Below are 26,750 nucleotides of genomic sequence, written 5' to 3'. Positions count from 1 at the left end.
CGTGAAACGGTGGATGATGTTAAGCTGTCTGGTTCTGCTTGTTTTTGCAGGCTGCTCAGATACCGAGACAAACCCTGCTGATGGGAATCAGTCCTCTGACGAATCAGCCCTGCCGTATGGAATAGAGACGGTTGCCGAAGAGCTGAATGTACCTTGGGAAGTAGCGTTTGCCGGAGAGGGGAATCTTTTCTTTACGGAGAGGCCGGGTAATCTGCGGATGATTCGGGATGGAGAACTGGTTGAAGAGCCTTTGCTATCTTTCCCAGCCCCTTTTATCAGTGAGGGAGAGGGAGGATTACTCGGACTGGCCCTCGATCCGGATTTCGCCGCTAATCAATACTTATATATTTATCATAGCTATGAGAAGGATGGCGACATCTTGAATCGGGTATTGAGAGTAATCGTTCATAAGGATAAGGCGGAGATAGATAAGGTTATCCTTGATGGGATTGTCGGTGACACAAACCATAATGGCGGAAGACTGAAGATTGGGCCAGATGGGCTGCTCTATATCACGGCAGGGGATCGGTATGAGCCAGAGTTAGCCCAGGAGGAGACAAGCCTGGGCGGCAAGATCCTTCGCATACATCTGGACGGAAGTATTCCCGAGGATAATCCATTTGAGGATTCACCGGTTTACAGCTATGGCCACCGAAACCCGCAAGGTCTGGCCTGGCATCCAGAGACTGGCCAGCTATACAGCTCTGAGCATGGACAGACAGCCCATGATGAGATTAATCTTATTCATAAAGGCAAAAATTACGGTTGGCCTGTTATTGAAGGGGATGAAACGAAAGAGGGAATGATTTCTCCGCTTCTTCATAGCGGTGAAGAAACCTGGGCCCCTTCAGGGATGGCTTTCATCACAGAGGGAGAATGGAAGAATCAGCTCCTTGTGGCCAATTTACGAGGAAATCAAATCTTGAAGGTGGAATTAAGTGAAGATGGCAGCAAGGTCGTAAAGACAGATACCTTGTTTAAGGGGAAATACGGCCGTATTCGAAATGTAGCGGAAGCACCAGATGGTTCAATCTATTTTCTCACAAATAATCATGACGGGCGCGGTGTACCGCAGGGCGGCGATGACAAAATCATCCGTTTGATCTCAAAATAGAAAAAGACTAGCAGGGGAGCGGGAGAGAGGCTCCCTTTTCTAATGCGTGAAATTGTTCCATTAATCTAAATTATATTAAAATAATATTAAGAGATTAATGGAGGTGGGGAAGATGCATCGATATGTTCGGGTTTTGTTAGGCTGTATCCTGGCTTTTGTATCTGTTGGGGCATTGGCAGGAGGAATAGGATTAATGGTGAATGGATTAGATATGCCTGAGGAATATTTGGAGCGTATTCCATTCGTGAGCAGTTGGTTTATTCCTGGGCTGCTATTATTTATCTTCAATGGCATAGGCAGCGGATGGGCAGCTTATTGGTGTTTTACTCATAGGGGAAAACAGGCAGCCGCAGCCGGACTCTTGTTTGGGATAGTGCTGACCGTGTGGATTATAGTTCAAGTTATTCTCATTGGTTTTGTCAGTCCATTGCAGCCTATCTATGGTGTCATTGGTCTAATTGAGATTTTCTTAGCCTCAAGTCTCTATAAATGAGTAAGGAGCTAAAACCGATGTGATGATTGCGCTCGTTAATTTGCCCGATGATTTTATGGAATGTATTCATCTGTTCAATTATTGACAATGCGTTACCGAAGATTTTGCTTCCGGAAATGGACCCACTCTTTAAAGATTTATTTATGACCTATTAGAGAAATTGCACAATATTTAGGGTTGGTTTGTCATAATTATTTTTAGCGGCAGATGAAAAGGAGGGATGACGTATGAAGGTAATTGAAATAGAAAATCTGACAAAGAAATACGGAAGGAATACTGCCATTGAGAATGTGAGCTTTCAGGTCGAGGATGGAGAGATTTTCGGGTTTATCGGTCCAAACGGAGCTGGTAAAAGCACGACGATTCGCACCCTGCTCTCTATCATTTACCCGACAAGCGGGAAAGCAAAAATATTTGGGAAGGATTCTATCCGACATGCAGCAGAAATCAAGCAGGATATCGGCTATTTGCCTTCTGAAGTGTTTTATTACGAGAAGATGAAAGTAAAGGATTTATTGGCCTATTCGGCGAGCTTTTACCGGAAGGATTGCCGCAAGAGAATCAAGGAGCTTGCGGAGATTATGCAGCTAGACTTATCAAAGAGAATCGGTGACCTTTCCTTTGGGAACAGAAAGAAGGCAGGGATTATTCAAGCTCTACTGCATGAACCGAAGCTCATCATTTTGGATGAACCGACTGGCGGTTTGGATCCCTTAATGCAGCAAACGTTTTTTCAATTGCTCAAAGAAGAGAATCGGAAAGGGGCGACCATTCTATTATCGTCCCATATATTAAGCGAGGTGGAGCGGCTGTGCAGCCGAGTGGCAATCATTAAAGAAGGCAAGATTGCAGCCGTTGAGCAAATTAAGGAGCTCCAGGAGAAAAAGCATAAGATTATCCGGATTGAATTCAATCAGCCTATTGACGAAAACATGCTGATGATTGCGGGTGTCAATCAATTAACAATAGACGGGAAAACGGCAAACTTCTTGTATAAGGGGGATATCAATTCGTTGATCAAAGTCCTATCAGCATGCGATTTACGCAATATATGGATTGATGAGCCAGATCTTGAGGAAATCTTTCTTCACTATTACCAAAAGGGGAGTGAGAAATCATGAACCTATTTCGGCATGAGCTGTACATGATGAGAAATGGATTGGTTATATGGATTCTGGGCTTACTTGCCTTTTCCACCCTTTTCTTATCCTTTTTTCCGTCATTCTATGATGAGGCGGAGGATTTCAGAAACGTTCTTCAAAGCTATCCGGAGGAAATGCTGCGGGCACTTGATGTGGATATGTCGATGATTACCTCTTATGAAGGCTATTATGCGTATATCTTTATGTTCATTCTGCTTGGCTTCTCCATCCAAGCCATGAATATCGGCATTGGTCTCCTAAATAAAGAAATTAATGGAGGAACGGCTGAATTTCTTCTCAGCAAACCAATTGGACGAAAGATGATTCTGTCCTCTAAGGTTCTGGCAGCCTTGATCTGCCTGCTTGGGACGAATATGGTCTATACAGCAGTGGTCTATTTGATATCTCCATTGCTGGCCGTACAGAAGCCGGATACTGAAGTTCTTCTCTTGTTCTCAGGTGCAGCCCTATGGCTTCAGGTTTTCTTTCTGACATTAGGCCTGCTTTTTTCTATCTTTGCACAAGGCATTAAGTCGCCGGTCATTGTTTCTGTCAGTGTGGTGTTCAGCTTTTATGTACTCAACATGCTCACTTCTCTCACTGAAGTAAAGGGGATGCGGTATGTAACGCCATTTCAATACTTTGATATGGGATTTATCGTCAAGCATACAACCTATGAGTGGAAGTATATAGGGCTGTTAGCCATCCTGATCTGCTGCGCAGTGTGCCTAGTATACCGGACATTTTCCAAGAAGGATATTAAGGTGGCTTAAGGGAGGCGGAAGTCCATGAATATCATTGGCAGAGAATTAAAGTCCAGCATAAGAGGTTTGTTGTTTTGGGGACTTGGCATTATTTTTGTTGTGGCGGATGGAATGATTGAATATAAAGGTTTCCAAAACAGCGGAAATGCAATCGGTTCATTGCTTGATGCGATGCCGGAGTCTGTGCAGATTATCTTTGGTATGGATCATTTAGACATAGGTAATGTCCTTGGCTACTATCTAGTTCTCTTTAACTATCTTCTGATTCTTTGTGCGGTGCATGCCATTATGCTGGGTTCTTCTTTAATTGCGAAGGAGGAACGGGATAAGACAGCGGAATTTTTGCTCGCTAAACCAATCTCTAGAAATAAGATTGTGTTGTATAAGCTGGCAGCTGGAGTTATTCAATTACTGATGATTAATTTAATCGTTTTCGGGGCATCCATTATTGGTATCGTCTCTTATGAAGAGGGGCATACTGGCAGTTTAGTGATGGTGATGCTTGGTTTGTTGATTGTTCAGTCCATTTTCATGGCTGCTGGTTCAGCAATTGCGGCTGTTTGCCGCAACCCAAAGCTCTCAATAGGTCTATCGGCAGGGGTACTGCTAATTCTCTACATGGCTTCCATCCTGATGTCGTTATACGAGAAGCTTAAGTTTCTCCGATATGTAACACCATTTGAATATATAAATACCCATAATCTGATTGAGGGAGAGGGCTTCGCTAGCAGCTTGACAGGTGTCGCATGTACAGTTCTGGCTGTACTTCTGGCCATAACTTTCCGAGAATATAGGAGAAGAGATATGAAGCTGTAGCCAATCTTGAATTCCGTTTGTAATAAAATGGATGGTGAATAACGCCTAGAAAAATAGGTCAAAAGTCTGTATAATGATAAAGCAAAAATCATCGTTATACACTACATTATAGAAAGAAGAATAAAGATGCTTAGACAATATGTTCGAGATTTGCAAAATGAGTTTGCAGGGTATGGAACAGCGAAGCTACGTAAAGATTTGATGGCAGGAATTACGGTGACAGCAGTCGCGCTACCATTGTCTTTAGCATTTGGAGTGAGCAGTGGGGCAGACGCAGCGGCTGGATTAATTACAGCCATACTAGCTGGCCTGATTATTAGCATGCTCTCAGGTGCGTCCTATCAAATTTCAGGACCGACAGGCGCCATGTCCGCGATTTTGATTGCCGTTGTGGCAAAATACGGACTTGAAGGCGTCTTTATTGCTTGTATGCTTGCGGGTATCATTCTTGTTATTGCGGGTGTCCTTAAATTTGGACGCGTTGTATCCATTATTCCTATGCCTGTTATTACAGGCTTTACTTCTGGTATCGCGATTATTATCGCGCTTGGCCAGGTAGATAATTTCTTTGGGGTTGAATCGGCAGGGGAAACAGCGATTCAGAAAGTCATGTCTTATTTTGAGCTTGGATTTCATCCTGATTGGGCAACAGTCGCTATTGGGCTTTTAACCGTGCTTGTCATGATATTCTGGCCGAAGAAATGGAATTCCATCATTCCTTCTTCATTGGCAGCTCTTCTACTTGTTTTAGGGTTGAATATGGTACTGAAATTGCCGGTGGATGTTGTCGGTGATATTCCGAAAACATTATTCCCGGAAAATAGGCTGGCATTTGGAGATCTGTCACTTGCCAAGATGGAGCATCTCCTCTGGCCCGCTATCAGTATCGCGGCTCTCGGTATGATTGAAAGTCTTCTGTGCGGGGCTTCCGCCGGCAGAATGACTGGCGAGAAATTGAACGGTGACAGGGAACTCGTCGCTCAGGGTATTGGGAATATGATTATTCCGTTCTTTGGCGGAGTACCTGCTACGGCAGCCATTGCACGTACAAGTGTGGCAATTAAAGCAGGCATGGCAACCCGCTTGACAGGAATCTTCCATGCAGTCGGCCTTCTGCTTTCAATGTTCCTTCTAAGTCCGATTATGTCTGCTATCCCGATGTCAGCTCTAGCTGGTATCTTGATGGTGACAGCATGGCGCATGAATGAGTGGGAAAGCATCTATTACTTCTTCTCCCGTAAATTCTGGGGGGCCATTATGAAGTTTTCCCTCACATTGGCTGCAACTGTTGTCTTTGATTTGACCGTTGCGATTGTGGTTGGGATTGTTCTTTCAGCCCTTCTATTCGTTATCAACAGTGCAGAGGTAGAAATGAATATCAGCAAGATTGATGATGATAAATTGAAAGAAAAGGGCATCACTATTTGTGAGGAGCACGACCATGTTCGGGTCGTTTATTTGACAGGACCTATTTTCTTTGCGACAGTTCATTCTTTGACAAAGCGTTTGGAAGACCTTCATCAAGGAGTGATGATTCTCTCCATGCGTGGTGTTTCTTCTATTGATACATCGGGTGTCCAAGCAATGCTTGAGTTCTGTGAGGCAAAGAAGCAGGAGGGAATCACGATCGTTTTCAGCGGAGTACAGACAAATGTACTGAAACGTTTTGAAAAAGGCGGCGTGTTGGATGTGGTGGGTCGTGACCATGTCTACTGGAGTACTGACCAAGCATTGCAGTATATGGATATGAATGAATCAAAGGCTGTGTAATGAAATCAAGTAGTGCACTGTGAAGGATCACAGTGCACTTTTTTATGGCCGGGGGTCTGTTTCCAAGATGCTGTATAACAAGGAATCGCGCCAGCCATCCTTGATAAGCAGATTCTCACGCAGCCGTCCCTCACAGGTTAAGCCGGCCTTCTTCATCACCATATAGGAGGCAGTGTTTCGAGGGTCGCACGTGGCATAAATACGATGAAGATTCAGTTTATTGAAGCCAAGGTCAATTAATAACAGGGCAGCCTCCGTGGCAAATCCCTTTCCCCAAAAGGAAGGGTGAAGGCTGTAGCCAATTTCTCCATTGCGGAAGCATAAATCCCGAATATGGATTTCGCCGGCGCCAATCAAGCGATGACCCATTTTCTCGATAATGGCTAAACAATAGCGGCTTCTTGGCTTAAGGGAGGCATCGTGAATATTCTGACGGACAAATCCGCGTGATTCTTCTTCTGTATTTGGACCCCAAGGCTGATAACGACAAACCCGTTCATCGGAGGCATATTGATGAACGGCAGTACAATCCTCCTCCTTGAATTCACGTAAGTAAATGTGTTCTCCATATAATTCGATTGTTATCTCCCTCCTATAAACAGCAGTCCAAATCAAATGCGATTTGGACTGTTTTCTTAAGAAGTGTAGTCAGCGGGATGAATATGGCTGGTTAAGTCTAAAGTTTTACCAAAAATGATGAACGGCTCCTCAGGATCGTCATAGGGAAGGAAGGAATCACTGATGATGGACCATCCTTTAGAGCGATAAAGAGAGATAGCCGGCCAATTATTTGTCTGAGTGGTTAGGACGGCTCGCTTAAAGGGAAGCTTCTTTAGCAGCTGATCATGGAGGCGAGCGCCAAGTCCTTGTTTACGGCAGCTTGGATGTACAGCCAGCTCTACAAATTCAAAGCAATCTCTGAGCCATTCGGTGCTAGTATCTGGTGCCAGGTGGCTCGCCAATAATTCGTGATAATATTGGCCGGAAAGGGAGGAGTAGCCATAGGCATAACCAATAAGCTCTCCGTCCTTTACCACTGTAACTCCTCGAAATCCTTTATAGCCGGTATGACGCTTAATTCTGCTAATATGGCTCTCGCTCCAGTCATTCCACACCATTTGATAAAGGAACGCAACCGATTGCAAAATCGTTTCTTCTCCATTCCATTCAAGGATAATCGCTTTGTCCAAAGCCATTACCTCTTGAAAATGCCGCTGATCTGCCGGCATTCCTCAGCTGTCAGCGCTACTTTCAATGCTTTGATATTATGCAAAACCTGCTCAGGCTGCTTTGCACCAGGAATGACGGCATCAATAGCATCCTGCTTTAAATACCAGGCAAGCACGAGGTGTGCAACCTCTGCGCCCTTGGCATCAGCTATCTCGCGCAGCTTCTCCACCTTAGCCAGATTTTCTTCAAAGGCTTCCCCTTGGAAGAGCGGATTACGGGCCCGTCCATCTGTGATGGGGGAATTCTTCGTGTACTTTCCTGTTAATAGCCCAGAGGCTAACGGGAAATAGGGGACAAAGGAGAGGGAATGTTCATCAGCGTATGGGAGCAGGTCTTCCTCGGCCTGTCTTTTCAAAAGATTGTATTCAGATTGAATGACATCAACATAGCCGTCCTTATTTGCTTCTTTCAATTGTTCTAATGAAAAGTTTGATACACCGATTGCACGGATTTTTCCTTCATCCTTTAATTGCTTCAATGCGCCTACGGCTTCATCCTTAGGTGTATGTTCATCAGGAAAATGGATATAAAACAAGTCGATATAGTCTGTCCGAAGGCGGATGAGGCTGTCTTCAACAGTCTTTCGCAGGAAGGCTGGTGAATTATCGAGGACAATTTTGTCCTCAACAAATTTATGAGCGCCCTTTGTTGCGATTATGAGCTCCTCACGTTTGCCTTTTTCACGTATGACCTCGCCAATTAATTCTTCTGATCGCTCAGGTCCGTATATGTATGCTGTATCAATGAAGTTAATCCCCTGATCGATCGCTGTGCGAACAATTTCCCTGCCTGTTTCCTCATTAAGGTTAGGAAACAGATTATGACCGCCGACAGCATTTGTTCCAAGTCCAATTGGATTGATATACAAATCCGTTTTACCTATACGTACTTTATCAGACATGTCTAATCCTCCTTATGTTCTTATGGTTCAATCATAGCAAACAGGGTGGAGCCGGAGGAAATGATACGGTCTTTTAGAAAGACAAAAAAGCGAAGGGCCCGCGGATTTCTCCATGGGCCCTTCAGCAAAGAGGGGTGGGGGTTTATCTAATGGTTTTGGTCTTGTGCTTGTGTGTTCTAACGTTAGTATATAATAAATGATAACGATTATCAATATCAATAAAGTAAAAATTATATCAATTTTATTACAAATACGAAAATAGGTCATCCTGTCTCTTCAGATTAATGTTCGGTGAATTAAATTCGAGATGAAAGGGTTTTTCTCCATCTGCCGCGCCTGGTGGATAATTGCCCGGTAGAATGAGTTTCATGCCGGTCCGCTCCTATCTCCCTTCCTAAAATGAGACCTGAGAGCACCACTCAAACCGTTCCTCTCTAACCTGCCAATTGTAGAAAAATAAATCCTGCACATGATTTTCTCCTTTCAGAATAAAAGCCTCATTGTATGTTATCCGGTTCATACAATGAGGCTTCATGCAGGCTATTCCCTAACTGCGGCAGCTTCAGCATTTGGTACGTCTTCTGGATTCTTATCTTTTTCCAATCTGGAGGCCCAGTAGGTAGCTATGATAGGGCCGGATATATTATGCCAAACAGCACCAAATGCACTTGGAAGGGCCGTCATCGGGTCAGCAAAGTGAGCCTTGGCGAGTGACACGCCGAGACCGGAATTCTGCATGCCGACCTCTATGCTGATTGCGCGTCTGTCCTGTATGGAAAGCTTCAAAAGTTTTGCAGCAAGATAGCCGAAGAATAAACCAAAGGCGTTATGCAAGAAGACGGCAAGAAAGATTAATAATCCGGCAGAAGCGATATTTTCCCGATTGCCGGCAACAATGGCACTGATGATAATCATAATGGCGAGCACAGAAATAAGCGGAATGATGTTCAAGCTTTTCTCCACGGTTTTCGGCAGAAGCTTGCTTACAACCAGTCCCAGCACAATCGGAATGATAATGACTTGAATGATGGACATAAACATGGCGACGGCGTCAACAGGCATCCACTGTCCAGCAAAAACAAGCAATAAGAATGGTGTCATGATTGGTGCGAGCAAGGTTGAACAGGAAGTCATCGTAATGGACAGCGGGACATTGCCTTTAGCCAAATAAACCATGACATTGGAGGCTGTTCCGCCTGGTACAGAGCCAAGCAGAACAAGACCAGCGGCTAGAGCCGGAGGCAGTTGAAGCAAATAAGCGACTCCAAATGCCGCCAGCGGCATAATCGAAAACTGTGCGATAAGGCCAATGATGACAGGAACCGGATGTGTTAGCACCATCTTAAAATCGGCTGCCTTAAGGGTTAAACCCATTCCGAACATGACAATCCCAAGCAGGATGGTGATGTAGCCTCCAAGGCTTAAGAATGGACTTGGAATTAAATAAGCAACAACGGCCGTTAAAATAACAAGGATGGCAAAATATTTGCCGGCATATGTACTGATCGCTTCAAGTACTTTCATCAGGATAACTCCTTTTAGTATAATTTGTTCGGATTGAGAATATTGTTCGGGTCCAATGCCTTTTTTATGGAACGCATAACCTCTAGTGCAGGACCGTGCTCCTGTGTTATATACTGCCTTTTTCCAATGCCGATTCCATGCTCGCCTGTACTCGTTCCGCCGCGGCTCAAAGAGAAGCGGACGATACGGTCGCTGAATTCCTTCGCTGTTTTTACTTCCTTATGATCATTCACATCAATCATGAGAAGCGCATGGAAATTCCCGTCGCCGACATGACCGACAATTCCTCCAGTCAAGCCCATCTCATTTAGGGTTTCTCGCGTGTAATCGACGGAGGCTGCAAGCTCTGATATTGGGACACATACATCTGTGACCATCAGCTTTTTACCTGGTGCTGAATGGATGTAGGCATAAGCAAGGTTATGACGCGCTTCCCAGATTTGGTTGCGGGAGGCAAGGTCTTCCTTGAATTCAAGCGAGCGGCAGCCCATGTCCTTCAAGATTTCTGTAGCGAATTCGATATCTTGAAGGAGTCCGGCTTGATTGCCATGGAACTCGAGGAACAGCGTTGGCATCTCCTCAAAGGCTGTGCCGCTGTGCCGGTTAAATTGACGCATCGAATCCTGATCGACAAGTTCAACGCGGCCAATCGGAATGCTTGCCTGCGTAAGTGCCGTTACAGCGAGAACTGCATCATGTGTGGAGGAAAACACGGCCCGGCCGGCTACCTCATGCTCAGGGATGCCGAATACACGCAAGGTCAGCTCTGTTATACAGCCAAGCGTTCCCTCTGAGCCGACGAAAAGTCCATTAAGATGAAGGCCGGATGAGGACTTTGCTGCAAGTGTTCCAGTGTGAATGATGCTTCCATCTGCCAGAACCACCTCCATATCCCGGATTTGATCGCGCATCACACCGTATTTGACTGCAGTTGTTCCGCTTGCGTTGGTCGCAGCCATTCCTCCAAGGGTGGCATCTGCCCCGGGGTCAACCGAGAAGAATAAACCATGCTTTCTTAACTCCTTATTCAACTGGGTGCGAGTCACTCCAGGTTGGACTTTGACGATTAAATCCTCAGGTCTTATATCAAGGATTTGACCCATCTCAGTAAAGTCAAGCGATATCCCGCCATCATAAGGAATAGCATGGCCCTCAAGACTCGTTCCACGGCCGAAAGGTACAATAGGGATTTGATGATCATTTGCCCAGGCAAGGATGGCTGAAACCTCAGCAGTTGTATGAGGAAATACTACGGCATCGGGGAGGGCAGGCTCATGATAGGATTCATCCTTACTATGGTTAATAAGGACAGTCTCATTGATGGAGACTTGGTCCTCGCTAACGATTTCTCTTAATTGTTTCACCCATTTATTATCCATTCAATCAATCCCCCTCTTGTTTGTCATATTTGGTTACAAAAGTATTTTATCACAAATAATTCTAATTTTTAGAAAATTTTGCGAATAAATCCGTAGACAAAGGCATGAAAAAAAGCACCTTTTGGTTAGATGCTTTTTTCAGAAAAGACCTACCTGAATGATTGGGTAGAATCTACTAGATTCGTATTCTCATCTGTCTGGATGGATTCTAAATCATCTGCAGGAATCAAGCTGTCATAGAAGGCAGCAAGAGTGGTTGTGAAATAAGGTGCCAGATAAATAGAGACTCCGAATAGTCCAATTAGTCCGACGAGACTGCTTAGGCTTCCGGCAAGCAACAGGACTGGATCATTAGCTGTTGTTCCCACTGGCAGAGCAATCAGCCCAATAAAGATTAATAGTAAGGGAATGAGCACCCATGGCAGGAAGGATAGGAACAAAACGAATAAATTCTTCTTTCGCCCGTCCATCATGCGGCGGCTTTCCGTTATGGATTGAAATACTGTCAATTCCGGTCTGTCACGAAGGATGAAGAAGGTCATGGAATAGGCAAGGCCTTTAATTATTCCAGGCACAATCAGTAAAAGAAACCAAAGGAAGGTGAAGATAAGAACCATTAAGTAGGTCCCGACATTGCGCAGATAATTCTTTGTGAAACCGGAGAATAGGTTGCTTACTCCAGGATTATGATATCGAATAAGTTCAAGGTGAAACCATTGGTACCCAATGCTAAGCGGTCCTCCGATAAAGATCATCAAGAGATAGAATAACCATAGATATTCATTGTCGGGTATCGCCAGTACATTGTTAATGATGAAATAGAGAAAGAATACGCCAATGGCGACTCCCCACATGCCTTTTAAGGCATTTTTGGCGGCTGTTTTGTATGTACTTGTCTTCATTATGCATCTCCTTTTATTATTTATATATATTATCTATAGTATGGTTTAAATAGAAAAATTCGTCAAATAAAGATGAAATATTTGTAATATTCAAATAATCACTTGTGCATCTCTTTAAAACCAGTATAATTGGAAATAATTAACATACCCACCGGTTAGTATGTGAAGGGAGAGAAAGAAATGAATTTTTCCTATTCTAATAAGGTCAAGGAATTAGAACAAAAGCTTACAAGATTTATGGAGGAAAATGTATATCCGAGTGAAACGCTATATGAACAGCAATTAAATCAGCAGGAAACGCGCTTCAGCCGTATTCCGCCAATCATGGAGGAGCTGAAGGAGAAGGCGAAGGCAGAGGGGCTTTGGAATCTATTCCTCCCGGAGAGCGAGCAGGGAGCTGGTCTGACCAATCTTGAGTATGCACCTTTATGCGAGATTATGGGAAGGTCGCTAATCGGGCCTGAGGTTTTCAATTGCAATGCACCTGATACTGGCAATATGGAGGTGCTTGAACGTTATGGCACGCCTGAACAAAAGGAGAGATGGCTGAAGCCGTTGCTTAATGGGGAGATTCGCTCCTGCTTCTCGATGACTGAGCCTGATGTCGCGTCCTCTGATGCCACGAATATTGAGGCAAGTATCATTAGGGACAGGGATGAGTATGTCATTAACGGCCGGAAATGGTGGTCATCTGGAGCCGGTGATCCGCGCTGTGAGATTGCGATTGTGATGGGGAAGACAGACCGAACAGCTGACAGGCATGAGCAGCAGTCGATGATTCTAGTGCCGCTGAATACACCAGGCGTCAAGATTGAACGACTCCTGCCTGTTTTCGGTTATGATCATGCACCGCACGGCCATGCGGAAATCACTTATGACAATGTGAGGGTTCCGCTTGAGAATATGATTTGGGATGAAGGCAAAGGGTTTGCCATTGCACAAGGCAGGCTTGGACCCGGGAGAATCCATCATTGTATGAGATTAATTGGTGCGGCAGAGAGAGCGCTTGAAGTTTTATGTAAGCGCATACACAAGAGAGTTGCTTTTGGGAAGCCGCTTGCTAATCAAGGTGTGATTCAAGAGTGGATTGCAGACAGCCGTATAGAGATTGAACAGGCGCGTCTATTGACGTTGAAGGCAGCCTATATGATGGATACGGTCGGCAATAAGGAAGCCAAGAAGGAGATTGCAATGATTAAGGTCGTGGCGCCGAGTATGGCCCTTCGTGTCATTGACCGCGCCATGCAAGGTCTGGGTGCTGCAGGGGTATCCGAGGATTATCCGCTTGCGGCTCAATGGGCGAACGCACGGACATTGCGCTTGGCGGATGGACCGGATGAGGTGCATCGAGCCCAGCTTGCAAGGCTTGAATTGAAGAAGTACAAGGAGGAGGCTGGAATTAGACGATGAGTATCTTGGAGATGTTTAATCTAAACGGAAAGACAGCAATCATTACAGGCGGTGGGCGAGGTCTCGGTGAGCAGATTGCCAAAGGCTATGCAGAAGCAGGGGCCAATATTGTCCTTTGCTCCCGGAAGGTGGAGGCATGTGAGGAGACAGCGGGCGAGCTGGAAACATTAGGCGTGAAGACACTGGCCATTCAATGTGATGTATCCAATCCTGATGATATTCAAAGGGTCGTGGATGAAACAATCAGCCGTTTCGGCAGGATTGACATTCTTGTTAATAATAGCGGGGCCTCATGGGGTGCCCCTTCATTTGAAATGCCGCTTGATGCATGGAATAAGGTAATCAATGTGAATCTAACTGGTACATTCCTTATGTCCCAGGCAGTTGGAAAGGTGATGGCAGAGCAAGGCGGCGGGAAAATCGTCAATATCGCCTCTGTTGCCGGTCTTGGCGGAACACATCCAGACATGATGGATACAGTCGGCTATAACGCAAGCAAGGGAGCCATTATCACGCTCACGAAGGACCTCGCTGTTAAATGGGGAAGACATCAAATCAATGTTAATGCCATTGCACCTGGATTCTTCCCGACGAAGATGTCTAAGGTCTTGATTGAGCGCGGCAAGGACACCCTCGAATATATGACACCGCTTGGACGTCTTGGAGGAGAGGAGGATTTGAAGGGAGTCGCTTTATTCTTAGCTTCAGAGGCTGCTAGATATGTAACAGGCCAGATCATTGTTGTGGATGGCGGAAAGAGTGCCATGATTTAAAACTATGAAGAGTGGGAGATGAAAAAATGGAACAAAAACCATGGTATAAGCATTATCCCGAAAATATCTCAACAGAAATCAGCATTCCTAATCAGTCACTTCCGGAAATCCTCCAAGAAACTGCAGAAAAGTCCCCAAACAACAACGCCATTTCGTTTTTTGGCAGAAAAATCAAGTATCAGGCTTTATCACAAATGGCGCACGGGTTTGCTTCAGCCCTGCAAAAAAGCGGGGTCAAAAAGGGAGACCGGGTGGCTATTATGCTTCCAAACTGTCCGCAGTATGTAGTTGGCTATTACGGGGCACTGATTGCCGGCGGAATTGTCACCCAGGTCAATCCGATGCTTGTTGCACGTGAGCTTAAACATATACTTGATGATTCGGGAGCAGAAACGATTATTGTACTGGATGCCTTCTATGAAGCAGTCAAAAGTATTCAAGAGAATACAAATCTAAAAACGGTCATCGTTGTCAGTTTGCAGCCGTCTGGGGCAAAATTCGATGACCGGACTTTTGAGGAATTCATGGCTATTGGCACAGAACCTCCTAAGCCTGTAACAATCGTGCCCGAGGAGGATATCGCGGTATTGCAATATACAGGAGGGACAACTGGCCGCTCTAAAGGGGCAATGCTGACCCACCGCAATTTGGTGGCCAATATTTATCAAACAAAGGAATTCTTTAAGACTTCCATTCAGCATGGCAATGAACGCTATTTAACGGTCATCCCTCTATTCCATGTATTTGGCATGACAGCCTGCATGAACGCCTGCATTCAAATGGCAGGGGAGAACATCTTGCTGCCGCGCTTCAATCTTGAGGAGGTTCTCCAGACAATTAAACAGGAGAAGCCGACTATATTTCCGGGTGTACCGACGATGTATGTTGCCATTAATGCACATCCAAAAGCACAGGAATATGGCATTGACAGCATTAAATTATGCAATAGCGGCAGTGCCCCGATGCCGGTGGAGCTGATGAGAAACTTTGAGGACAAGACAGGCTCAAACGTGCTTGAAGGCTATGGGCTTTCAGAGGCTGCTCCAGTGACACACTGCAATCCATCCTTCGCAGTACGAAAGCCGGGTACCGTCGGTATTGGTTTCCCATCCACTGAGTATAAGATTGTTGACCTTGCGACCGGTGAGCAGGAGGTGCCGAGCGGGGAGCTCGGTGAACTGATTGTGAAAGGCCCGCAGGTAATGAAGGGATATTGGAACATGCCAGAGGAGACAAGTGCCACCCTTAGGGACGGCTGGCTCTATACGGGAGATATTGCCAAGGTGGATGAGGATGGCTATTTGTCTATCGTTGACCGGAAGAAGGATTTGATCATAGCGAGCGGATACAATATTTATCCGCGTGATGTAGAAGAGGTGCTGTATGAGCACCCTGCTGTTCAGGAGGCAGTCGTCATCGGGGTTCCAGATGAATATAGAGGGGAAACGGTTAAAGCGATTCTTGTTTTAAAGGACGGCCAAACTGTTGATGAGGCAGAAATCATCGAATACTGTAAACAAAATATGGCCGCTTATCGTGTGCCGACGATGGTTGACTTCCGAGAAGAGCTGCCGAAAACCAATGTCGGTAAAATTCTGCGACGTGCACTTAGAGAGGAAGTCCATACGAAATCTTGAACAAGCCGGGAGCAGGGCAAAGACTCTGAGAAGAAACGGGGGCCATAAATCATGAAAGATAAAATCATCGAAAGCAGTATCCGGCTCTTTGAGAGAAGAGGTTTTGCCGAAACATCTATTCAGGATATCGTCGAAACACTCGGGGTTACGAAAGGAACCTTTTACTATTATTTCTCTAGCAAGGAAGAATTGCTGATGGACATCCATCTTTCCTATATTGATGGATTGATTGCCAGGCAGGAGGAAATCCTTCGGGATTCCTCTGCCGCAGCATCGACTAAGATCCATCGTATTATTTCTCTCTTGATTCATGATATACAATGCCAAGGGCAGAGTGCAAAGGTGTTCTTTCGTGAGATGAAGGCATTGAGTGAGGATAAGCTCAGCCAAATCGTTCCGAAAAGAGATTTATTTCGATTGAATATGGAGCAGGTAGTCAAGGAGGGCATAGAAAACGGAGAGCTTCGTCCGGAATTGGATCCTGCGATTGTGACCTTCGGCATTCTTGGAATGGCGAATTGGTGCTATCAATGGTTTCAACCAGGAGGAAGACTGACGGAAGAGGATGTATCCGAAATGTTTGTGGATATGCTTTTGACCGGAATAGCAGTCAAATGAGGGAGGGACTATGCATGGAGCCGATTAAACAAATATCGGTCATGGGAGCGGGGCAAATGGGCCGGCAAATTGCGATGCTTTGCGCACTCGGAGGCTTTGAGACCATTCTTTATGACCTTGATACGAATCAGCTTTCACAGGCAGAGAAGGCGCTGGAATCACTTATGAAGCAATGGGTGCAGAAAGGGAAAATAGAAGAAGAAGGAGTAAAGCAGGCTTTCAGCAGATTATCCTTCACGAATGATTTTAAGACATCAGCGGAGAGGCCCGACCTTGTCATTGAAGCAGTGGTTGAAAAGCTATCCGTTAAGAAGGAGCTTTTTCAAGCGCTGGAAGAGAGTGTGCCAGCACATACCATCTTTGCGACAAACAGCTCTACCATCGTGAACAGCCTGCTTGCACCGGTTACATCGCGTCCAGATAAATTCGTGAACATGCATTTCTTCTTCCCGCCGTTAGTCATGAATTGTGTGGAGGTTGTCATGAGTGAGCAGACCTCAGAGGAAACAGTACAAGCAGCTATGGAGGTATGCCGGCAGATTAATCGGCGTCCATTCTTGTTACGAAAGGAAATCTCCGGCTTTGTCGCCAACCGGATTCTTGGGGCAATTCATAAGGAGGCTCTTCATCTTTATGAAGAAGGCATTGCAGACTTTAAGGATATCGACCAAATTTGCCGCACGGCGCTCGGTCATCCTATTGGACCTTTTGAGCTGTTAGACCTTTCGGGCAATGATGTCATTTATGATGTGATGCAGCAAAGATACTCGGAGACTGGTGATCCGAATGATCAGCCGAATGCAAGCATTATAGAAAAGGTACAGCAAGGGAAGCTGGGCCGCAAGACAGGAAACGGCTGGTATGAATATGGGGAAGAACAGCGGAAGACGGAAAAGACCGGGGTGAATAAAAGATGAATTCAATGGATGTTACGGTCCGGTTTGCGGAGACGGATGCCTTGGGACATGTAAATAATACAAGTTATTTCATCTATATGGAAGATGCTCGGCTTCATTTACTAAAGGAGCTTGGCTGGAATGCCGCTCATCAAAATTGGTCCTTCGTACTCGTGTCCACTAAATGCGACTTTATCAATCAGGCTTATTTTGACCAGATTCTTCGCATCGATACCTCCATAGAGAAAGTCGGGACAAAGAGCTTTCAGCTTTCACATAATATTTCCTGTGCTCAAACAGGAACCATCATTGCTAAGGGCCATGCTGTTATTGCTTTTTATAACAAAGAGGCAAAGCTGAGTGAGCCAATACCCGAGGATTTGAAGAATAAATTGCTAAAGAATATGAATGCCTAAACGGAGGTGTAAAACATAGATGAAACAAAATCTTTCAAAGGAAACCATACCAGTAAGGGCTGGAGAGGAGCTTAATAGTGGAAGACTTGAGGCGTATTTGAGAACGAAGCTCGAGAGGCTCCCGAGTGGGAACCTTGAGATTGAGCAATTCTCAGCTGGTCATTCTAATTTGACCTATCAATTAAGGATGGGGGAGTGGCAAGCCGTTCTACGGAAACCGCCACTTGGTCCGGTAGCGCCTAAAGCCCATGATATGGAGCGTGAATTCACGATTCTATCTGATTTAAGCCGGGTGTTTGACCCCGCGCCAAAGCCGATGCTTTTCTCCAACGATCTTGAAGTGGTCGGCAGCCCGTTTTTCGTGATGGAGCGGAAACAGGGGTATGTGTTTGATACCGAGATTCCGGAGGGTGTCACGGCCTCAAGGGAATTGTATCAAAACCTTTCAAAGGAAATGGTGAAACGATTAGTCGATCTCCATCAAATCCCGTATGAGAATACGAGACTCGCCGAAATGAGCAAGCCGGATGGATTTATGGAAAGGCAGACGTACGGCTGGATTAAGCGTTATGAAAAAGCGAGGACTCATGAGGTACCGGCAGCAGAGGAGGTAGCTGAGTGGCTTGCTGCCCATATACCAGGAAGAAGCCATGCTGCCATTATTCATTACGACTATAAGCTAAATAATGCGATGTTCACGCATGATGGCGCCCGTATGGCCGGATTATTTGACTGGGAGATGACAACAGTGGGAGATCCATTGGCCGACCTCGGTGTTGCCCTCAGCTATTGGACCGGGCAGGATGATCCGCCATTCCTGCAAAAGGGTCTGGGGAAGGAGTCAATCACGATTCGTGAAGGCTTTTATTCCAGGGATGAATTTCTCCATGAATATGCCAGCTTGAGCGGAAGAGATGTTTCAGACATGAAGTTTTATAAGGTGTTTGCCTACTTTAAGCTAGCAGGCATCTGCCAGCAAATTTACTACCGCTTCCACCGCGGGCAAACAAGGGATGAACGTTTTAGAAATCTTCATGTCTATGTAAAGGGTTTAATAGAGCATGCGGCAATGGTCATGAGGTCATAGTATGGTCAAAATTCAATTGCTGATTCGCAAGGAGGACATTTCGGTTGAAAAAATGGCCGAAGGGGAAAAAATCGCCGTTGTTCTCGATGTGCTGCTCGCAACAACAACTATCGTTTCTGCTTTGAAGGAGGGAGCAAAGGAAGTCATTCCTGTTCAGAATCCTGATGAGGCTGTACGTGAAAGCATGGCGTTCAACACAAGCGAAATGCTTATGGCAGGTGAATTGAACGCTGGCCCGATTGAAGGGTTCATCTATCCCAGTCCTTCAGAAATTAAGAATGAAATTAAGGACAAAACGCTGATACTTTCAACGACCAATGGGACGGTTGCACTTAGAATGGCAGCTGGCTCAAAACGTGTATATATTTCTTCTTTGTTGAATAATGCCATCACCGCAAAACGGATTTTGACCGCATATAAAGAGGAAACCATCATGATTGTGTGCTCGGGAAATTCAGGTGAGCTAAGCTTGGAGGATTTTTATGGAGCAGGCCATTTGATTGCCTGTTTTGGACAGACACAGGAGAAGCTTGAATTAAATGATGCAGCTAAGGCTGCATTGGCATTGTATCAGTATGGTGAGGCAAGTCCGTATGAACGGCTTGCAGGCTCTTATGTTGGGCAGCTGCTTTTGAGGTACGGCTTTCATGAAGATTTGAAATTAGCTTCTTCAGTTGGCGAAGCTGAAATCATCGCCGTACTAAAGAATGGCCGAGTTACGGCAGAACAAATAGGGGAGTTGAAAAATTCGTGAGATTTGCTGAAATGACGGCGGTCGTTACTGGCGGCGGCAGCGGCATTGGCCTGGCAACTGCCATAATTTTGGCCAAGGAAGGCGCAAACGTCATCATTACCGGACGGACAAAGGAAAAGCTAGAGGCCGCGGCAGCAGAAATTAATAAACAGGCAGGAGGAGAAAGGGCAGTCTATTTTGTTGCTGACTCGACCAAGGAAGAGGATATACAGGGTTTAGCCCGTTTCATTGATGATTATTATATGGGTCTTCATATTGTCATTAATAATTCGGGTGGATCTATACAGTCAAAGATTCTCGATACATCTGTTGATGAATGGGATATTGTTCAGGAAATCAATTTGAAAAGTGTCTTTATTGTTTCAAAAGTCCTGGGGAAAATGATGGCGGAAAGTGCGATTACTGGCGGGAATCGAGCGATTGTTAACATTGCGAGCCTATCCGGGCATAAGGCAGCCTCGCATCTGCCTCATTACAGCTCAGCAAAGGCGGCTGTCATCAATTTCACTCATGCCTTAGCCTTGGAGCTGGCCCCATACGGAATCAGGGTGAATTCTGTCTCCCCGGGATTTGCGGAGACGCCTCTGACAGAATGGTCCTTAACCAATGAAAAATTCGTACAATCCATTAAGCGGAATACAGCCCTCGGAAGAGTTGGGACAAGTGAAGAGATTGCTAAGGTAATTGCTTTTGCCGCTTCAAGTGATGCTTCCTATATGACCGGTTCAGACCTTTTAGTAGATGGCGGTTGGATGATTACATAAACAGGAAAAGGGGAATGGTGAATGGAACATTTAGTAAAAGAAATGCATGGTAAAGTATTGGTATTGACTTTGAACAGACCTGATAGCTTAAATGCCTTCAGTCCAAAGATGATTGCTGGGCTGACAAAGGAAATGAAGGAGGCGGGCAAGAATCCGGATGTTCGTGCGATTGTCCTGACAGGCGCCGGGCGGGCGTTCAGCGCTGGAGGGGATGTTAAGTCGATGGGGTCTAATCAACCCGTAGACGTATATGAACATCTCGGCAAAATGAATGAATGCATCCTTGCCATCAAAGCAGTTGAAAAACCTGTTATTGCAGCTGTCCAAGGCTTTGCTGCAGGAGCGGGATTTAATCTTGCTCTTGCTTGTGACTTAATCATTGCCTCAGATGACAGTAAGTTTGCCTTAAGTTTTTCCCAGGTCGGACTGATCTCAGATGGAGGAGGCTCCTACTTTCTTCCGCGTCTAGTGGGTCCTTATTTGGCGAAGCAGTTTTTCTTCTCTGCTGAGCCAATTCCGGCAGAGCGTCTTTACCAGCTCGGTGTTGTCAATAAGATTGTACCGCTCGCAGAGTTAAATGATGAAGTCATGCGATATGCCGGGCTTTTGTCGATTGGACCAAGCCAGGCATATGGACAGATGAAGAAGATGATTGATTATTCGTTTACGGCAACATTGGAGGATGTATTGGAGCGGGAGAGAATGACGCAAATCATGATGGTTGCTACAGAAGACCATCAAGAAGGCATTCAAGCCTTCAAGGAGAAACGGCGCCCACAATTCACGGGGAAATAAAAGGAGGTATTCTAACGGATGAAAGCTGTACAATTTACGGAATATGGCGGACCGGAAGTATTAAAGACTATCGATATTGAAAAGCCAAAGCCAGGACCGTCAGAAGTATTGATTGAAATTCATGCTATTGGTGTTAACTATGCCGATACGGCTAGAAGGGAAGGGCAGTATGTCGTACCGACAAAGCTGCCATTTATCCCAGGGGCTGAAATTGCAGGAGTGGTTGTAGAGGCGGGAGCAGAAGTGACAAATGTCAATATCGGTTCACGCGTCGTAACATTAATTGAGTCCGGGGGCTATGCTGAGTATGCTGTAGTTGATGCCAGGAACGTTCTTGTCATGCTGAAGGAAGAGATTGACTTCAAGCAGGCTGTCTCCTTGCCGCTGCAGGGACTCAGTGCCTATCATATTCTAAAAACGATGGGCTGTCTCTCAAAGGATGAGACCGTGTTAGTTCATGCTGCTGCAGGCGGAGTCGGAACGCTTGCCGTTCAGCTCGCGAAGCTATTTGGCGCTAGAAAGGTGATTGCGACAGCAAGTACCGATGAAAAGCTTGAGCTCGCGAAATCCCTCGGTGCGGATGTGTGCATCAATTATACGAAGGAAGGCTGGCATCAAGAGGTGCTTGATGCCACAGAAGGCAGAGGTGTGGATGTTGCCTTGGAGATGGCTGGGGGAGATGTGTTTAAGAATACGCTGAAATGCTTGGCTCCATTTGGACGAGTCGTCATTTATGGAGTGGCAAGCGGAGAACAGGCCGTCATGCATCCGTCCTCCTTAATGGCGAAAAATCAATCCGTTATTGGCTTCTTCCTTCCGCAGATTATGAGGAAAAGAGAATTATTCGTAAGAAGTGTACGTGAGCTGTTTGAATATTTGGAGGAAGGCAAGCTTCAATTAATCATCGGGGACACGTATCCGCTAGAGGAGGCTGCAAAGGTTCATGAATTAATGCAATCAAGAAAAACCTCCGGAAAAATCATCCTTGAAGTGAATCATTCATAATACCCTTATTGAACTCCCCTGATGAACTGGGGAGTTTTTTCATATTTGCAGGAAGTGCCATTGTCTCCACCCATCGGAAAATTGTACACTAAGAGCACGAAACTATGATGGAGTTGATTATAAACTTGGAATGGAAGAATATCTATCGAGGGCTCTTAATGGGCATAAGTGATTTAATCCCAGGAGTGAGCGGAGGAACCATCGCTTTCATCTTAGGGATTTACGACCGCTTTTTGTTAGCCATCAGCGGTATTTTCAGCAGGGATTGGAGGAGGCATTTGGGTTTTTTGCTTCCCTTGGCACTCGGAATGGGATTTGCCATCCTTGCCTTCAGCCGTGTTATTGATTACTTATTGGAGAACCATTATGAGCCGACACAGTTTTTCTTTTTAGGCCTAATTATTGGAGTGTTTCCGTTTATCGCGAAACAAGCAGATGTGAAGAGTAATTTTGATGTAAAGCATATAGGGGTATTGGTCCTTGTTGGAGGTCTTCTTGCCTCTATGGCCTTTATCCAGACGAATGAAGAAGCCGTAATCAGCTCATTTACAGCTGGGACATATGTAAGATTGTTCTTCTCCGGCTGGCTTGCGAGTATGGCCATGCTCCTTCCAGGAATCAGCGGATCATTTGTTCTTCTATTGATTGGGGCTTATTCGACGATCATATCTGCTTTATCTGACCTGAATCTGCCAGTCATTATGGCGGTTGGCGCCGGGGCAGCCCTTGGGTTTATTCTCAGCAGCAAAGCAATTGCCTACTTGCTTCTTCAATTCCCTCATATGACATTTGCCATCATAATGGGATTGATTGCGGGTTCTGTATTTGTTGTATTCCCTGGACTTCCGAATAGCCCGTTGGCTTTGATTCTGTGCATCATCACATTTGTGTGCGGTTTATTGGTGACTAAATTCTTTACTGCTACAGAGCAGAAGATACCTGGCAAATAATTTTCACTAAAAAATATAAGCTCGAAGAAGGGAGAGAGGACTCTTCCTTCTTCGAGCTTATTTGTTGTGTATTTTTTAGTCAAATCTTGAATCAGAAAGGATGCGGCCAAGCTCTTCCATATGGCCTGTCTCATCAGAGATAAGATCTTCAAGCTTAACGACTAATTCAGTTAAGCCTAGTTCTTCCGCTTGTTTTTTGCGTGTTTCATAACGGTCGATTGTATCCTTTTCCGCTTGGTAGGCTGATTCAAGCATAACCTTTACATCTGTAGTTTGTTTAACTTCAGCTGGTGTGACAGTAGGTGTTCCGCCAAGTGTGGCGATTTTTTCAGATAAGTATAGAGCATGGCCTTGTTCGTCAGAGATTTCTCCTTCGAAGAAAGGCTTTAATGTTTGTCTAAATAAACCGGAAACCATTGCAGCATAATTTGTATACATAATTGATGCTGCATACTCATTTGCTAAATCTTCATTTAATCCATCGATCAATTCTTTTAATTTCTCATCCATTAAAAAGGACCTCCTTCATTAATTCCTCAAAATAAAGATACCCTAATATAAGAGTAATTAAGCATTTATTTGATGACAAAATAATGAAGAATGAATCATTGTTTAAGCCGTTTTGTCTTTTTATAAGTGATATGGAGCAATTTTAGGGAGGATTAAATCTAGTATTAGGATAGAAAAATCATTGGAAAACGAAAGGCTTGCAAGAACAGAAGCCTATCAAAAAAAGCTGATCCGAAAACCCCTTATAGGAGCTTTTGGACCAGCTTTCATGTTTCTTTTTATTATATTAAATTCTTGAAGTTGATACGCTTGTTCAAGGCGTACATGATTGGCATCCCAACGGCCATGACAACGAATTCACCCACTGCAGTCGTTAAATAAGTAATCCAGAATGGGAATCCAAGTACGATGTTTAACTCGATGGCAATCAAGAACATCGTCGCCGTGAAGACAATCGTGTTAACAACCATCCGTGCCCAAATGTTCTTCACAAAGCGGGCAGTCAGAATGGTGAGGGATAAGGCCAAGACAGATTGTCCTACTCCAAAAATAAGGTCATAGACACCTAGAGAGGAGAAGAAGAGGTTTGAGAAGAAGACCCCGATAACAATACCGATAAAATATTTCTTGTTGAATACGACGAGATGGTTGAACATCTCGGAGATTCGAAATTGTACATTGGTGAAGCCAAATGGCTGTATTAGCATAGTGACTGCAATATAAAGAGCAGCCAGCACACCGTTCACCGCAAGTGTTCTGATTTTCATTTATGTTTCTCTCCTTAGTTTTTTATCGTGGGATGGTTACGAACCACGTTTACACCTTGCTTATAATACCTTGTTTTACATGCATTTGTAAATTTGAAATGTTTTTGTGGGATATATTGTCTCTTTGGACAATGGTCTCTTGAGTTGTTACTGCCTCCCTAAAAAAAGGATTAATGAGAGCCTACGGGGGAATAGAAAATGGAGAATCTTAATAAAGGAGGTATTTCGATGTTTCATTATACAAAAGAGGCTGCTATGTCAGTTGAAGAGGCTATTGGCAGACTGGAGGACTCATTAAAAGAAGAGAAATTCGGAATCCTTTGGAGTGTGGAAATGAAAGAGAAGCTGCAGGAAAAAGGGGTGGAGTTTGATGGGAACTTTGTCATACTTGAAATTTGCAATCCCCAGGAAGCTAAGAAAGTGCTAGAGGAAGAGAGTCTTGCCAGTTATTTTCTTCCTTGCAAAATAGTCGTATATGAGGATGATGGTCAAACAAAAATCGGTATGCCTAAACCGACTGCCTTAATCAGTATGCTGGAAAATGACCGACTCAAAGGAGTTGCTGAGGACATCGAGTCACGTTTAGTCAAATGTATCGATCATGCCTGTAAGTAACAATAGATTAGAGCACCTGTTTGAATGAATACGTGGATAGTTGCTGCAGTTTGATGTAAGAAAGTCAGCAGAGGGGCTCATCCTTATGAGCAAGCTATAGAAGGTAAAAAAAGAAGACAAGCCCTATAATGAATGGGTTTGTCTTCTTCTGCTTGTATCTATGAATTAACCTAGGGCAACATCCAAAATCATCATCACGGTAAAGCCTATCATCAGGAATAAGGAGGCAAGGTCAGTATTGCCGTTTTCCTGTGAGCCCGGAATTACCTCTTCTGCTACAACGAAGATCATGGCACCGGCAGCAAAGCTTAGTGCATAAGGCAGAAGCGGCTGAATAAACAGAACCGCAACAGCCCCAATGACAGCGGCAACCGGTTCAACCATCCCAGAAAATTGTCCGTAAAGGAAGCTTTTCTTTCGCGACATTCCATCTCGTCTAAGCGGCATGGAAACCGCCAAACCCTCCGGAAAGTTTTGAATGCCTATCCCGATAGCTAGTGCAATTGCTCCAGTAAGGGATGCAGTTGGCAAGTCGGCAGCCACAGCACCAAAGGCAACACCAACGGCAAGGCCTTCCGGAATATTATGCAAGGTGATGGCTAGAACGAGCAATGTGCTTCGCTTCTTGTTTTCTGGATGAATTCCCTCTGCTTGACCGAGCGGTTTATCCGGATGAAGATGAGGCAGGACTTTATCCAATATCATTAGGAAGAGGCCGCCGCAAAGGAAACCGACCGCAGCAGGGAACCAGGATGGGAGAGGACCTCCTTCTGCCATTTCAAGAGCAGGAGACAGCAGGGACCAGAAACTGGCTGCAATCATGACCCCTCCGGCAAAGCCGAGCATGCTGTCAAGAAACTTCATATTAACATTTTTGGTTGTAAAGACAAGAGCCGCCCCAAGAGCCGTCATGCCCCAAGTGAATAAAGTTGCTAAGAAAGCCTGGAACATGACGGGAAGACTTGTGAACCATTCCAGCATAATATCCCTCCAGAGGAAAGCAGGTTTTGTATCATTCTATATCTTATTAGGGTAAAAGATATTTATTCAATGAAACTAGCCTTCTTTTATGTAGATTATAGGTGTATTTTCCATCGAAAAAAGCCTGAAGTCAAGGACTTCAGGCTTTTATAGCCTACGATTAATGAGCGGGCTGATCTTTTACTGGGAAATGTGGGTTATCATTTTTCTTAAATAGTGTTCTTCTAATCCAAGGGAGGACATAATAGTCTCCGCCAAGTTTACCGGCATTGGCCCCTGCAGCGAGGATGATAAAACCAAGAACAATCATTGCTGGGTTTGTAGAAACTGTACCGCCAAAGACAAACAGGAAGTTCATCAAGAGTCCGGAGAATACGGCGGCTGTTGTTAGTACTCCCAAAAGCAGTCCAAGCCCGACAAAGAATTCGCCCCAAGGAATTAAGATATTGATGATGCCTACATTAGGAAGGGCAAAATTTTCAATGAAAGAATTATACATTGGATAAAGAGCTGTACCGTCCGGGCCTTTGACCGGATTAGCAATGATATTAGTGAGGAAGCCTGAAGCATCGAAAGCACCGCCTCTGATTTTCTCTAATCCATGTATAAACCATTCGTATCCAAGATATAACCGGATGATAAGCAAAAGTCCGGATGCATATTTATTTGTTCTTAACCATTCCATCATGTTCATTCACTCCTAAATGATTTTTGCTGACCTTCTGCCGCGGAATGGA

The 26,750-nt window shown here is 44.9% G+C and carries 29 protein-coding genes and 1 riboswitch; of the genes, 19 read left to right on the top strand and 10 right to left on the bottom strand.

The window, feature by feature from the left end:
• Positions 1-16 precede the first annotated feature (16 nt).
• The 6 genes from ACI35L_RS15875 to ACI35L_RS15850 all read left to right on the top strand — a co-directional run bounded on the left by ACI35L_RS15875 (position 17) and on the right by ACI35L_RS15850 (position 6,099).
• A complete protein-coding gene (locus tag ACI35L_RS15875; protein ID WP_439803289.1) occupies positions 17-1,114 on the top strand; it encodes a PQQ-dependent sugar dehydrogenase in 1,098 nt (365 codons plus the stop codon).
• 112 nt (positions 1,115-1,226) lie between these two features.
• A complete protein-coding gene (locus ACI35L_RS15870; protein ID WP_049672131.1) occupies positions 1,227-1,607 on the top strand; it encodes a hypothetical protein in 381 nt (126 codons plus the stop codon).
• Between the two features lie 227 nt (positions 1,608-1,834).
• Positions 1,835-2,728 carry an ABC transporter ATP-binding protein gene (locus ACI35L_RS15865; protein ID WP_049672130.1) on the top strand — a complete coding sequence of 298 codons (894 nt, stop codon included), beginning with the start codon at positions 1,835-1,837 and terminating at the stop codon, positions 2,726-2,728.
• Positions 2,725-3,522, top strand: coding sequence for an ABC transporter permease subunit (locus tag ACI35L_RS15860; protein ID WP_439803281.1), 798 nt, complete (start codon positions 2,725-2,727; stop codon positions 3,520-3,522). Before ACI35L_RS15865 ends, ACI35L_RS15860 begins: the two co-directional genes overlap by 4 nt.
• Before the next feature lie 15 nt (positions 3,523-3,537).
• Positions 3,538-4,329, top strand: a complete 792-nt coding sequence (locus ACI35L_RS15855) for an ABC transporter permease subunit (RefSeq protein WP_439803280.1) — start codon at positions 3,538-3,540, stop codon at positions 4,327-4,329.
• 126 nt (positions 4,330-4,455) lie between these two features.
• The gene (locus tag ACI35L_RS15850; RefSeq protein ID WP_439803279.1) at positions 4,456-6,099 is read left to right on the top strand and encodes a SulP family inorganic anion transporter; all 1,644 of its coding nucleotides are present in this window, start codon (positions 4,456-4,458) and stop codon (positions 6,097-6,099) included.
• Between the two features lie 42 nt (positions 6,100-6,141).
• Here the strand turns inward: ACI35L_RS15850 and ACI35L_RS15845 are convergent, their stop codons facing one another.
• The 6 genes from ACI35L_RS15845 to ACI35L_RS15820 form a co-directional block, all read right to left on the bottom strand.
• The gene (locus ACI35L_RS15845) at positions 6,142-6,714 is read right to left on the bottom strand and encodes a GNAT family N-acetyltransferase (protein WP_439803278.1); all 573 of its coding nucleotides are present in this window, start codon (positions 6,712-6,714) and stop codon (positions 6,142-6,144) included.
• Positions 6,715-6,734: 20 nt separating this feature from the next.
• On the bottom strand, positions 6,735-7,289 hold the full coding sequence (locus ACI35L_RS15840) for a GNAT family N-acetyltransferase (RefSeq protein WP_439803277.1): 555 nt from the start codon (positions 7,287-7,289) through the stop codon (positions 6,735-6,737).
• A gap of 5 nt (positions 7,290-7,294) precedes the next feature.
• Positions 7,295-8,230, bottom strand: coding sequence for an aldo/keto reductase (locus ACI35L_RS15835; protein WP_439803276.1), 936 nt, complete (start codon positions 8,228-8,230; stop codon positions 7,295-7,297).
• A 540-nt stretch (positions 8,231-8,770) separates the two neighbouring features.
• Positions 8,771-9,754 carry a bile acid:sodium symporter family protein gene (locus ACI35L_RS15830; protein WP_049672123.1) on the bottom strand — a complete coding sequence of 328 codons (984 nt, stop codon included), beginning with the start codon at positions 9,752-9,754 and terminating at the stop codon, positions 8,771-8,773.
• 14 nt (positions 9,755-9,768) lie between these two features.
• Positions 9,769-11,133 carry an FAD-binding oxidoreductase gene (locus ACI35L_RS15825; RefSeq protein WP_049672122.1) on the bottom strand — a complete coding sequence of 455 codons (1,365 nt, stop codon included), beginning with the start codon at positions 11,131-11,133 and terminating at the stop codon, positions 9,769-9,771.
• Positions 11,134-11,282: 149 nt separating this feature from the next.
• A complete protein-coding gene (locus tag ACI35L_RS15820; RefSeq protein WP_439803275.1) occupies positions 11,283-12,035 on the bottom strand; it encodes a DUF975 family protein in 753 nt (250 codons plus the stop codon).
• Positions 12,036-12,215: 180 nt separating this feature from the next.
• Between ACI35L_RS15820 and ACI35L_RS15815 the strand changes: the two genes are divergently transcribed.
• The 12 genes from ACI35L_RS15815 (at position 12,216) to ACI35L_RS15760 (ending at position 23,140) form a co-directional block, all read left to right on the top strand.
• Entirely contained in the window at positions 12,216-13,445 is a 1,230-nt protein-coding gene (locus tag ACI35L_RS15815; RefSeq protein WP_049672120.1) for an acyl-CoA dehydrogenase family protein, read from the top strand.
• Positions 13,442-14,218 carry an SDR family oxidoreductase gene (locus ACI35L_RS15810; protein WP_049672119.1) on the top strand — a complete coding sequence of 259 codons (777 nt, stop codon included), beginning with the start codon at positions 13,442-13,444 and terminating at the stop codon, positions 14,216-14,218. The genes ACI35L_RS15815 and ACI35L_RS15810 overlap by 4 nt, the downstream gene beginning before the upstream one ends.
• Positions 14,219-14,244: 26 nt before the next feature.
• Positions 14,245-15,855, top strand: a complete 1,611-nt coding sequence (locus ACI35L_RS15805) for a long-chain-fatty-acid--CoA ligase (protein WP_049672118.1) — start codon at positions 14,245-14,247, stop codon at positions 15,853-15,855.
• Between the two features lie 51 nt (positions 15,856-15,906).
• Complete coding sequence (locus ACI35L_RS15800; protein WP_049672117.1) at positions 15,907-16,473, top strand: TetR/AcrR family transcriptional regulator; 567 nt, start codon at positions 15,907-15,909, stop codon at positions 16,471-16,473.
• A 14-nt stretch (positions 16,474-16,487) separates the two neighbouring features.
• Positions 16,488-17,390: a 3-hydroxyacyl-CoA dehydrogenase family protein gene (locus ACI35L_RS15795; RefSeq protein WP_082197189.1), complete on the top strand. Its 903-nt coding sequence runs from the start codon at positions 16,488-16,490 to the stop codon at positions 17,388-17,390.
• Complete coding sequence (locus ACI35L_RS15790; RefSeq protein WP_049672115.1) at positions 17,387-17,785, top strand: acyl-CoA thioesterase; 399 nt, start codon at positions 17,387-17,389, stop codon at positions 17,783-17,785. Before ACI35L_RS15795 ends, ACI35L_RS15790 begins: the two co-directional genes overlap by 4 nt.
• A gap of 19 nt (positions 17,786-17,804) precedes the next feature.
• On the top strand, positions 17,805-18,872 hold the full coding sequence (locus tag ACI35L_RS15785; RefSeq protein ID WP_049672114.1) for a phosphotransferase family protein: 1,068 nt from the start codon (positions 17,805-17,807) through the stop codon (positions 18,870-18,872).
• 1 nt (position 18,873) lies between these two features.
• On the top strand, positions 18,874-19,626 hold the full coding sequence (locus ACI35L_RS15780) for a 2-phosphosulfolactate phosphatase (protein WP_049672113.1): 753 nt from the start codon (positions 18,874-18,876) through the stop codon (positions 19,624-19,626).
• The gene (locus ACI35L_RS15775; RefSeq protein ID WP_049672112.1) at positions 19,623-20,390 is read left to right on the top strand and encodes an SDR family NAD(P)-dependent oxidoreductase; all 768 of its coding nucleotides are present in this window, start codon (positions 19,623-19,625) and stop codon (positions 20,388-20,390) included. The genes ACI35L_RS15780 and ACI35L_RS15775 overlap by 4 nt, the downstream gene beginning before the upstream one ends.
• 21 nt (positions 20,391-20,411) lie before the next feature.
• The gene (locus ACI35L_RS15770; RefSeq protein ID WP_049672111.1) at positions 20,412-21,185 is read left to right on the top strand and encodes an enoyl-CoA hydratase/isomerase family protein; all 774 of its coding nucleotides are present in this window, start codon (positions 20,412-20,414) and stop codon (positions 21,183-21,185) included.
• Between the two features lie 18 nt (positions 21,186-21,203).
• Positions 21,204-22,190 (top strand): quinone oxidoreductase family protein, encoded by a 987-nt coding sequence (locus ACI35L_RS15765; protein WP_439803274.1) that lies wholly within the window; start codon positions 21,204-21,206, stop codon positions 22,188-22,190.
• A gap of 125 nt (positions 22,191-22,315) precedes the next feature.
• The gene (locus tag ACI35L_RS15760) at positions 22,316-23,140 is read left to right on the top strand and encodes a DUF368 domain-containing protein (protein WP_439803273.1); all 825 of its coding nucleotides are present in this window, start codon (positions 22,316-22,318) and stop codon (positions 23,138-23,140) included.
• A 75-nt stretch (positions 23,141-23,215) separates the two neighbouring features.
• On the opposite strand, the gene ACI35L_RS15755 is transcribed toward ACI35L_RS15760, so the two are convergent.
• Positions 23,216-23,650, bottom strand: a complete 435-nt coding sequence (locus tag ACI35L_RS15755) for a ferritin-like domain-containing protein (protein ID WP_049672109.1) — start codon at positions 23,648-23,650, stop codon at positions 23,216-23,218.
• Positions 23,651-23,931: 281 nt separating this feature from the next.
• On the bottom strand, positions 23,932-24,417 hold the full coding sequence (locus tag ACI35L_RS15750) for a QueT transporter family protein (RefSeq protein ID WP_049672108.1): 486 nt from the start codon (positions 24,415-24,417) through the stop codon (positions 23,932-23,934).
• Positions 24,418-24,425: 8 nt separating this feature from the next.
• A riboswitch (PreQ1 riboswitch) is annotated at positions 24,426-24,470 on the bottom strand.
• A 175-nt stretch (positions 24,471-24,645) separates the two neighbouring features.
• Between ACI35L_RS15750 and ACI35L_RS15745 the strand changes: the two genes are divergently transcribed.
• A complete protein-coding gene (locus tag ACI35L_RS15745) occupies positions 24,646-25,032 on the top strand; it encodes a DUF302 domain-containing protein (protein ID WP_049672107.1) in 387 nt (128 codons plus the stop codon).
• 165 nt (positions 25,033-25,197) lie between these two features.
• Here the strand turns inward: ACI35L_RS15745 and ACI35L_RS15740 are convergent, their stop codons facing one another.
• Together ACI35L_RS15740 and ACI35L_RS15735 are read right to left on the bottom strand one after the other, a co-directional pair.
• Complete coding sequence (locus ACI35L_RS15740; protein WP_049672106.1) at positions 25,198-26,013, bottom strand: ZIP family metal transporter; 816 nt, start codon at positions 26,011-26,013, stop codon at positions 25,198-25,200.
• 160 nt (positions 26,014-26,173) lie between these two features.
• Positions 26,174-26,701 (bottom strand): DoxX family membrane protein, encoded by a 528-nt coding sequence (locus ACI35L_RS15735; protein WP_439803272.1) that lies wholly within the window; start codon positions 26,699-26,701, stop codon positions 26,174-26,176.
• Between the last annotated feature and the right edge of the window lie 49 nt (positions 26,702-26,750).

The organism is Pradoshia sp. (assembly GCF_051873915.1).
Lineage (GTDB): Bacteria > Bacillota > Bacilli > Bacillales > Pradoshiaceae > Pradoshia.
The sequence above is the reverse complement of the archived record's forward strand: the minus strand, read 5'-3'. Positions and strand labels throughout refer to the sequence as shown.

What these genes read in the sequence shown, in the direction of transcription:
- ACI35L_RS15805 (WP_049672118.1), top strand. Translation starts at nt 14,245, where the DNA reads ATGGAACAAAAACCATGGTATAAGCATTATCCCGAAAATATCTCAACA.
- ACI35L_RS15735 (WP_439803272.1), bottom strand. Translation starts at nt 26,701, where the DNA reads ATGATGGAATGGTTAAGAACAAATAAATATGCATCCGGACTTTTGCTT.
- ACI35L_RS15795 (WP_082197189.1), top strand. Translation starts at nt 16,488, where the DNA reads ATGGAGCCGATTAAACAAATATCGGTCATGGGAGCGGGGCAAATGGGC.
- ACI35L_RS15860 (WP_439803281.1), top strand. Translation starts at nt 2,725, where the DNA reads ATGAACCTATTTCGGCATGAGCTGTACATGATGAGAAATGGATTGGTT.
- ACI35L_RS15750 (WP_049672108.1), bottom strand. Translation starts at nt 24,417, where the DNA reads ATGAAAATCAGAACACTTGCGGTGAACGGTGTGCTGGCTGCTCTTTAT.
- ACI35L_RS15875 (WP_439803289.1), top strand. Translation starts at nt 17, where the DNA reads ATGTTAAGCTGTCTGGTTCTGCTTGTTTTTGCAGGCTGCTCAGATACC.
- ACI35L_RS15780 (WP_049672113.1), top strand. Translation starts at nt 18,874, where the DNA reads ATGGTCAAAATTCAATTGCTGATTCGCAAGGAGGACATTTCGGTTGAA.
- ACI35L_RS15785 (WP_049672114.1), top strand. Translation starts at nt 17,805, where the DNA reads ATGAAACAAAATCTTTCAAAGGAAACCATACCAGTAAGGGCTGGAGAG.
- ACI35L_RS15850 (WP_439803279.1), top strand. Translation starts at nt 4,456, where the DNA reads ATGCTTAGACAATATGTTCGAGATTTGCAAAATGAGTTTGCAGGGTAT.
- ACI35L_RS15830 (WP_049672123.1), bottom strand. Translation starts at nt 9,754, where the DNA reads ATGAAAGTACTTGAAGCGATCAGTACATATGCCGGCAAATATTTTGCC.
- ACI35L_RS15820 (WP_439803275.1), bottom strand. Translation starts at nt 12,035, where the DNA reads ATGAAGACAAGTACATACAAAACAGCCGCCAAAAATGCCTTAAAAGGC.
- ACI35L_RS15755 (WP_049672109.1), bottom strand. Translation starts at nt 23,650, where the DNA reads ATGGATGAGAAATTAAAAGAATTGATCGATGGATTAAATGAAGATTTA.
- ACI35L_RS15740 (WP_049672106.1), bottom strand. Translation starts at nt 26,013, where the DNA reads ATGCTGGAATGGTTCACAAGTCTTCCCGTCATGTTCCAGGCTTTCTTA.
- ACI35L_RS15800 (WP_049672117.1), top strand. Translation starts at nt 15,907, where the DNA reads ATGAAAGATAAAATCATCGAAAGCAGTATCCGGCTCTTTGAGAGAAGA.
- ACI35L_RS15815 (WP_049672120.1), top strand. Translation starts at nt 12,216, where the DNA reads ATGAATTTTTCCTATTCTAATAAGGTCAAGGAATTAGAACAAAAGCTT.
- ACI35L_RS15770 (WP_049672111.1), top strand. Translation starts at nt 20,412, where the DNA reads ATGGAACATTTAGTAAAAGAAATGCATGGTAAAGTATTGGTATTGACT.
- ACI35L_RS15765 (WP_439803274.1), top strand. Translation starts at nt 21,204, where the DNA reads ATGAAAGCTGTACAATTTACGGAATATGGCGGACCGGAAGTATTAAAG.
- ACI35L_RS15825 (WP_049672122.1), bottom strand. Translation starts at nt 11,133, where the DNA reads ATGGATAATAAATGGGTGAAACAATTAAGAGAAATCGTTAGCGAGGAC.
- ACI35L_RS15855 (WP_439803280.1), top strand. Translation starts at nt 3,538, where the DNA reads ATGAATATCATTGGCAGAGAATTAAAGTCCAGCATAAGAGGTTTGTTG.
- ACI35L_RS15865 (WP_049672130.1), top strand. Translation starts at nt 1,835, where the DNA reads ATGAAGGTAATTGAAATAGAAAATCTGACAAAGAAATACGGAAGGAAT.
- ACI35L_RS15790 (WP_049672115.1), top strand. Translation starts at nt 17,387, where the DNA reads ATGAATTCAATGGATGTTACGGTCCGGTTTGCGGAGACGGATGCCTTG.
- ACI35L_RS15745 (WP_049672107.1), top strand. Translation starts at nt 24,646, where the DNA reads ATGTTTCATTATACAAAAGAGGCTGCTATGTCAGTTGAAGAGGCTATT.
- ACI35L_RS15810 (WP_049672119.1), top strand. Translation starts at nt 13,442, where the DNA reads ATGAGTATCTTGGAGATGTTTAATCTAAACGGAAAGACAGCAATCATT.
- ACI35L_RS15870 (WP_049672131.1), top strand. Translation starts at nt 1,227, where the DNA reads ATGCATCGATATGTTCGGGTTTTGTTAGGCTGTATCCTGGCTTTTGTA.
- ACI35L_RS15835 (WP_439803276.1), bottom strand. Translation starts at nt 8,230, where the DNA reads ATGTCTGATAAAGTACGTATAGGTAAAACGGATTTGTATATCAATCCA.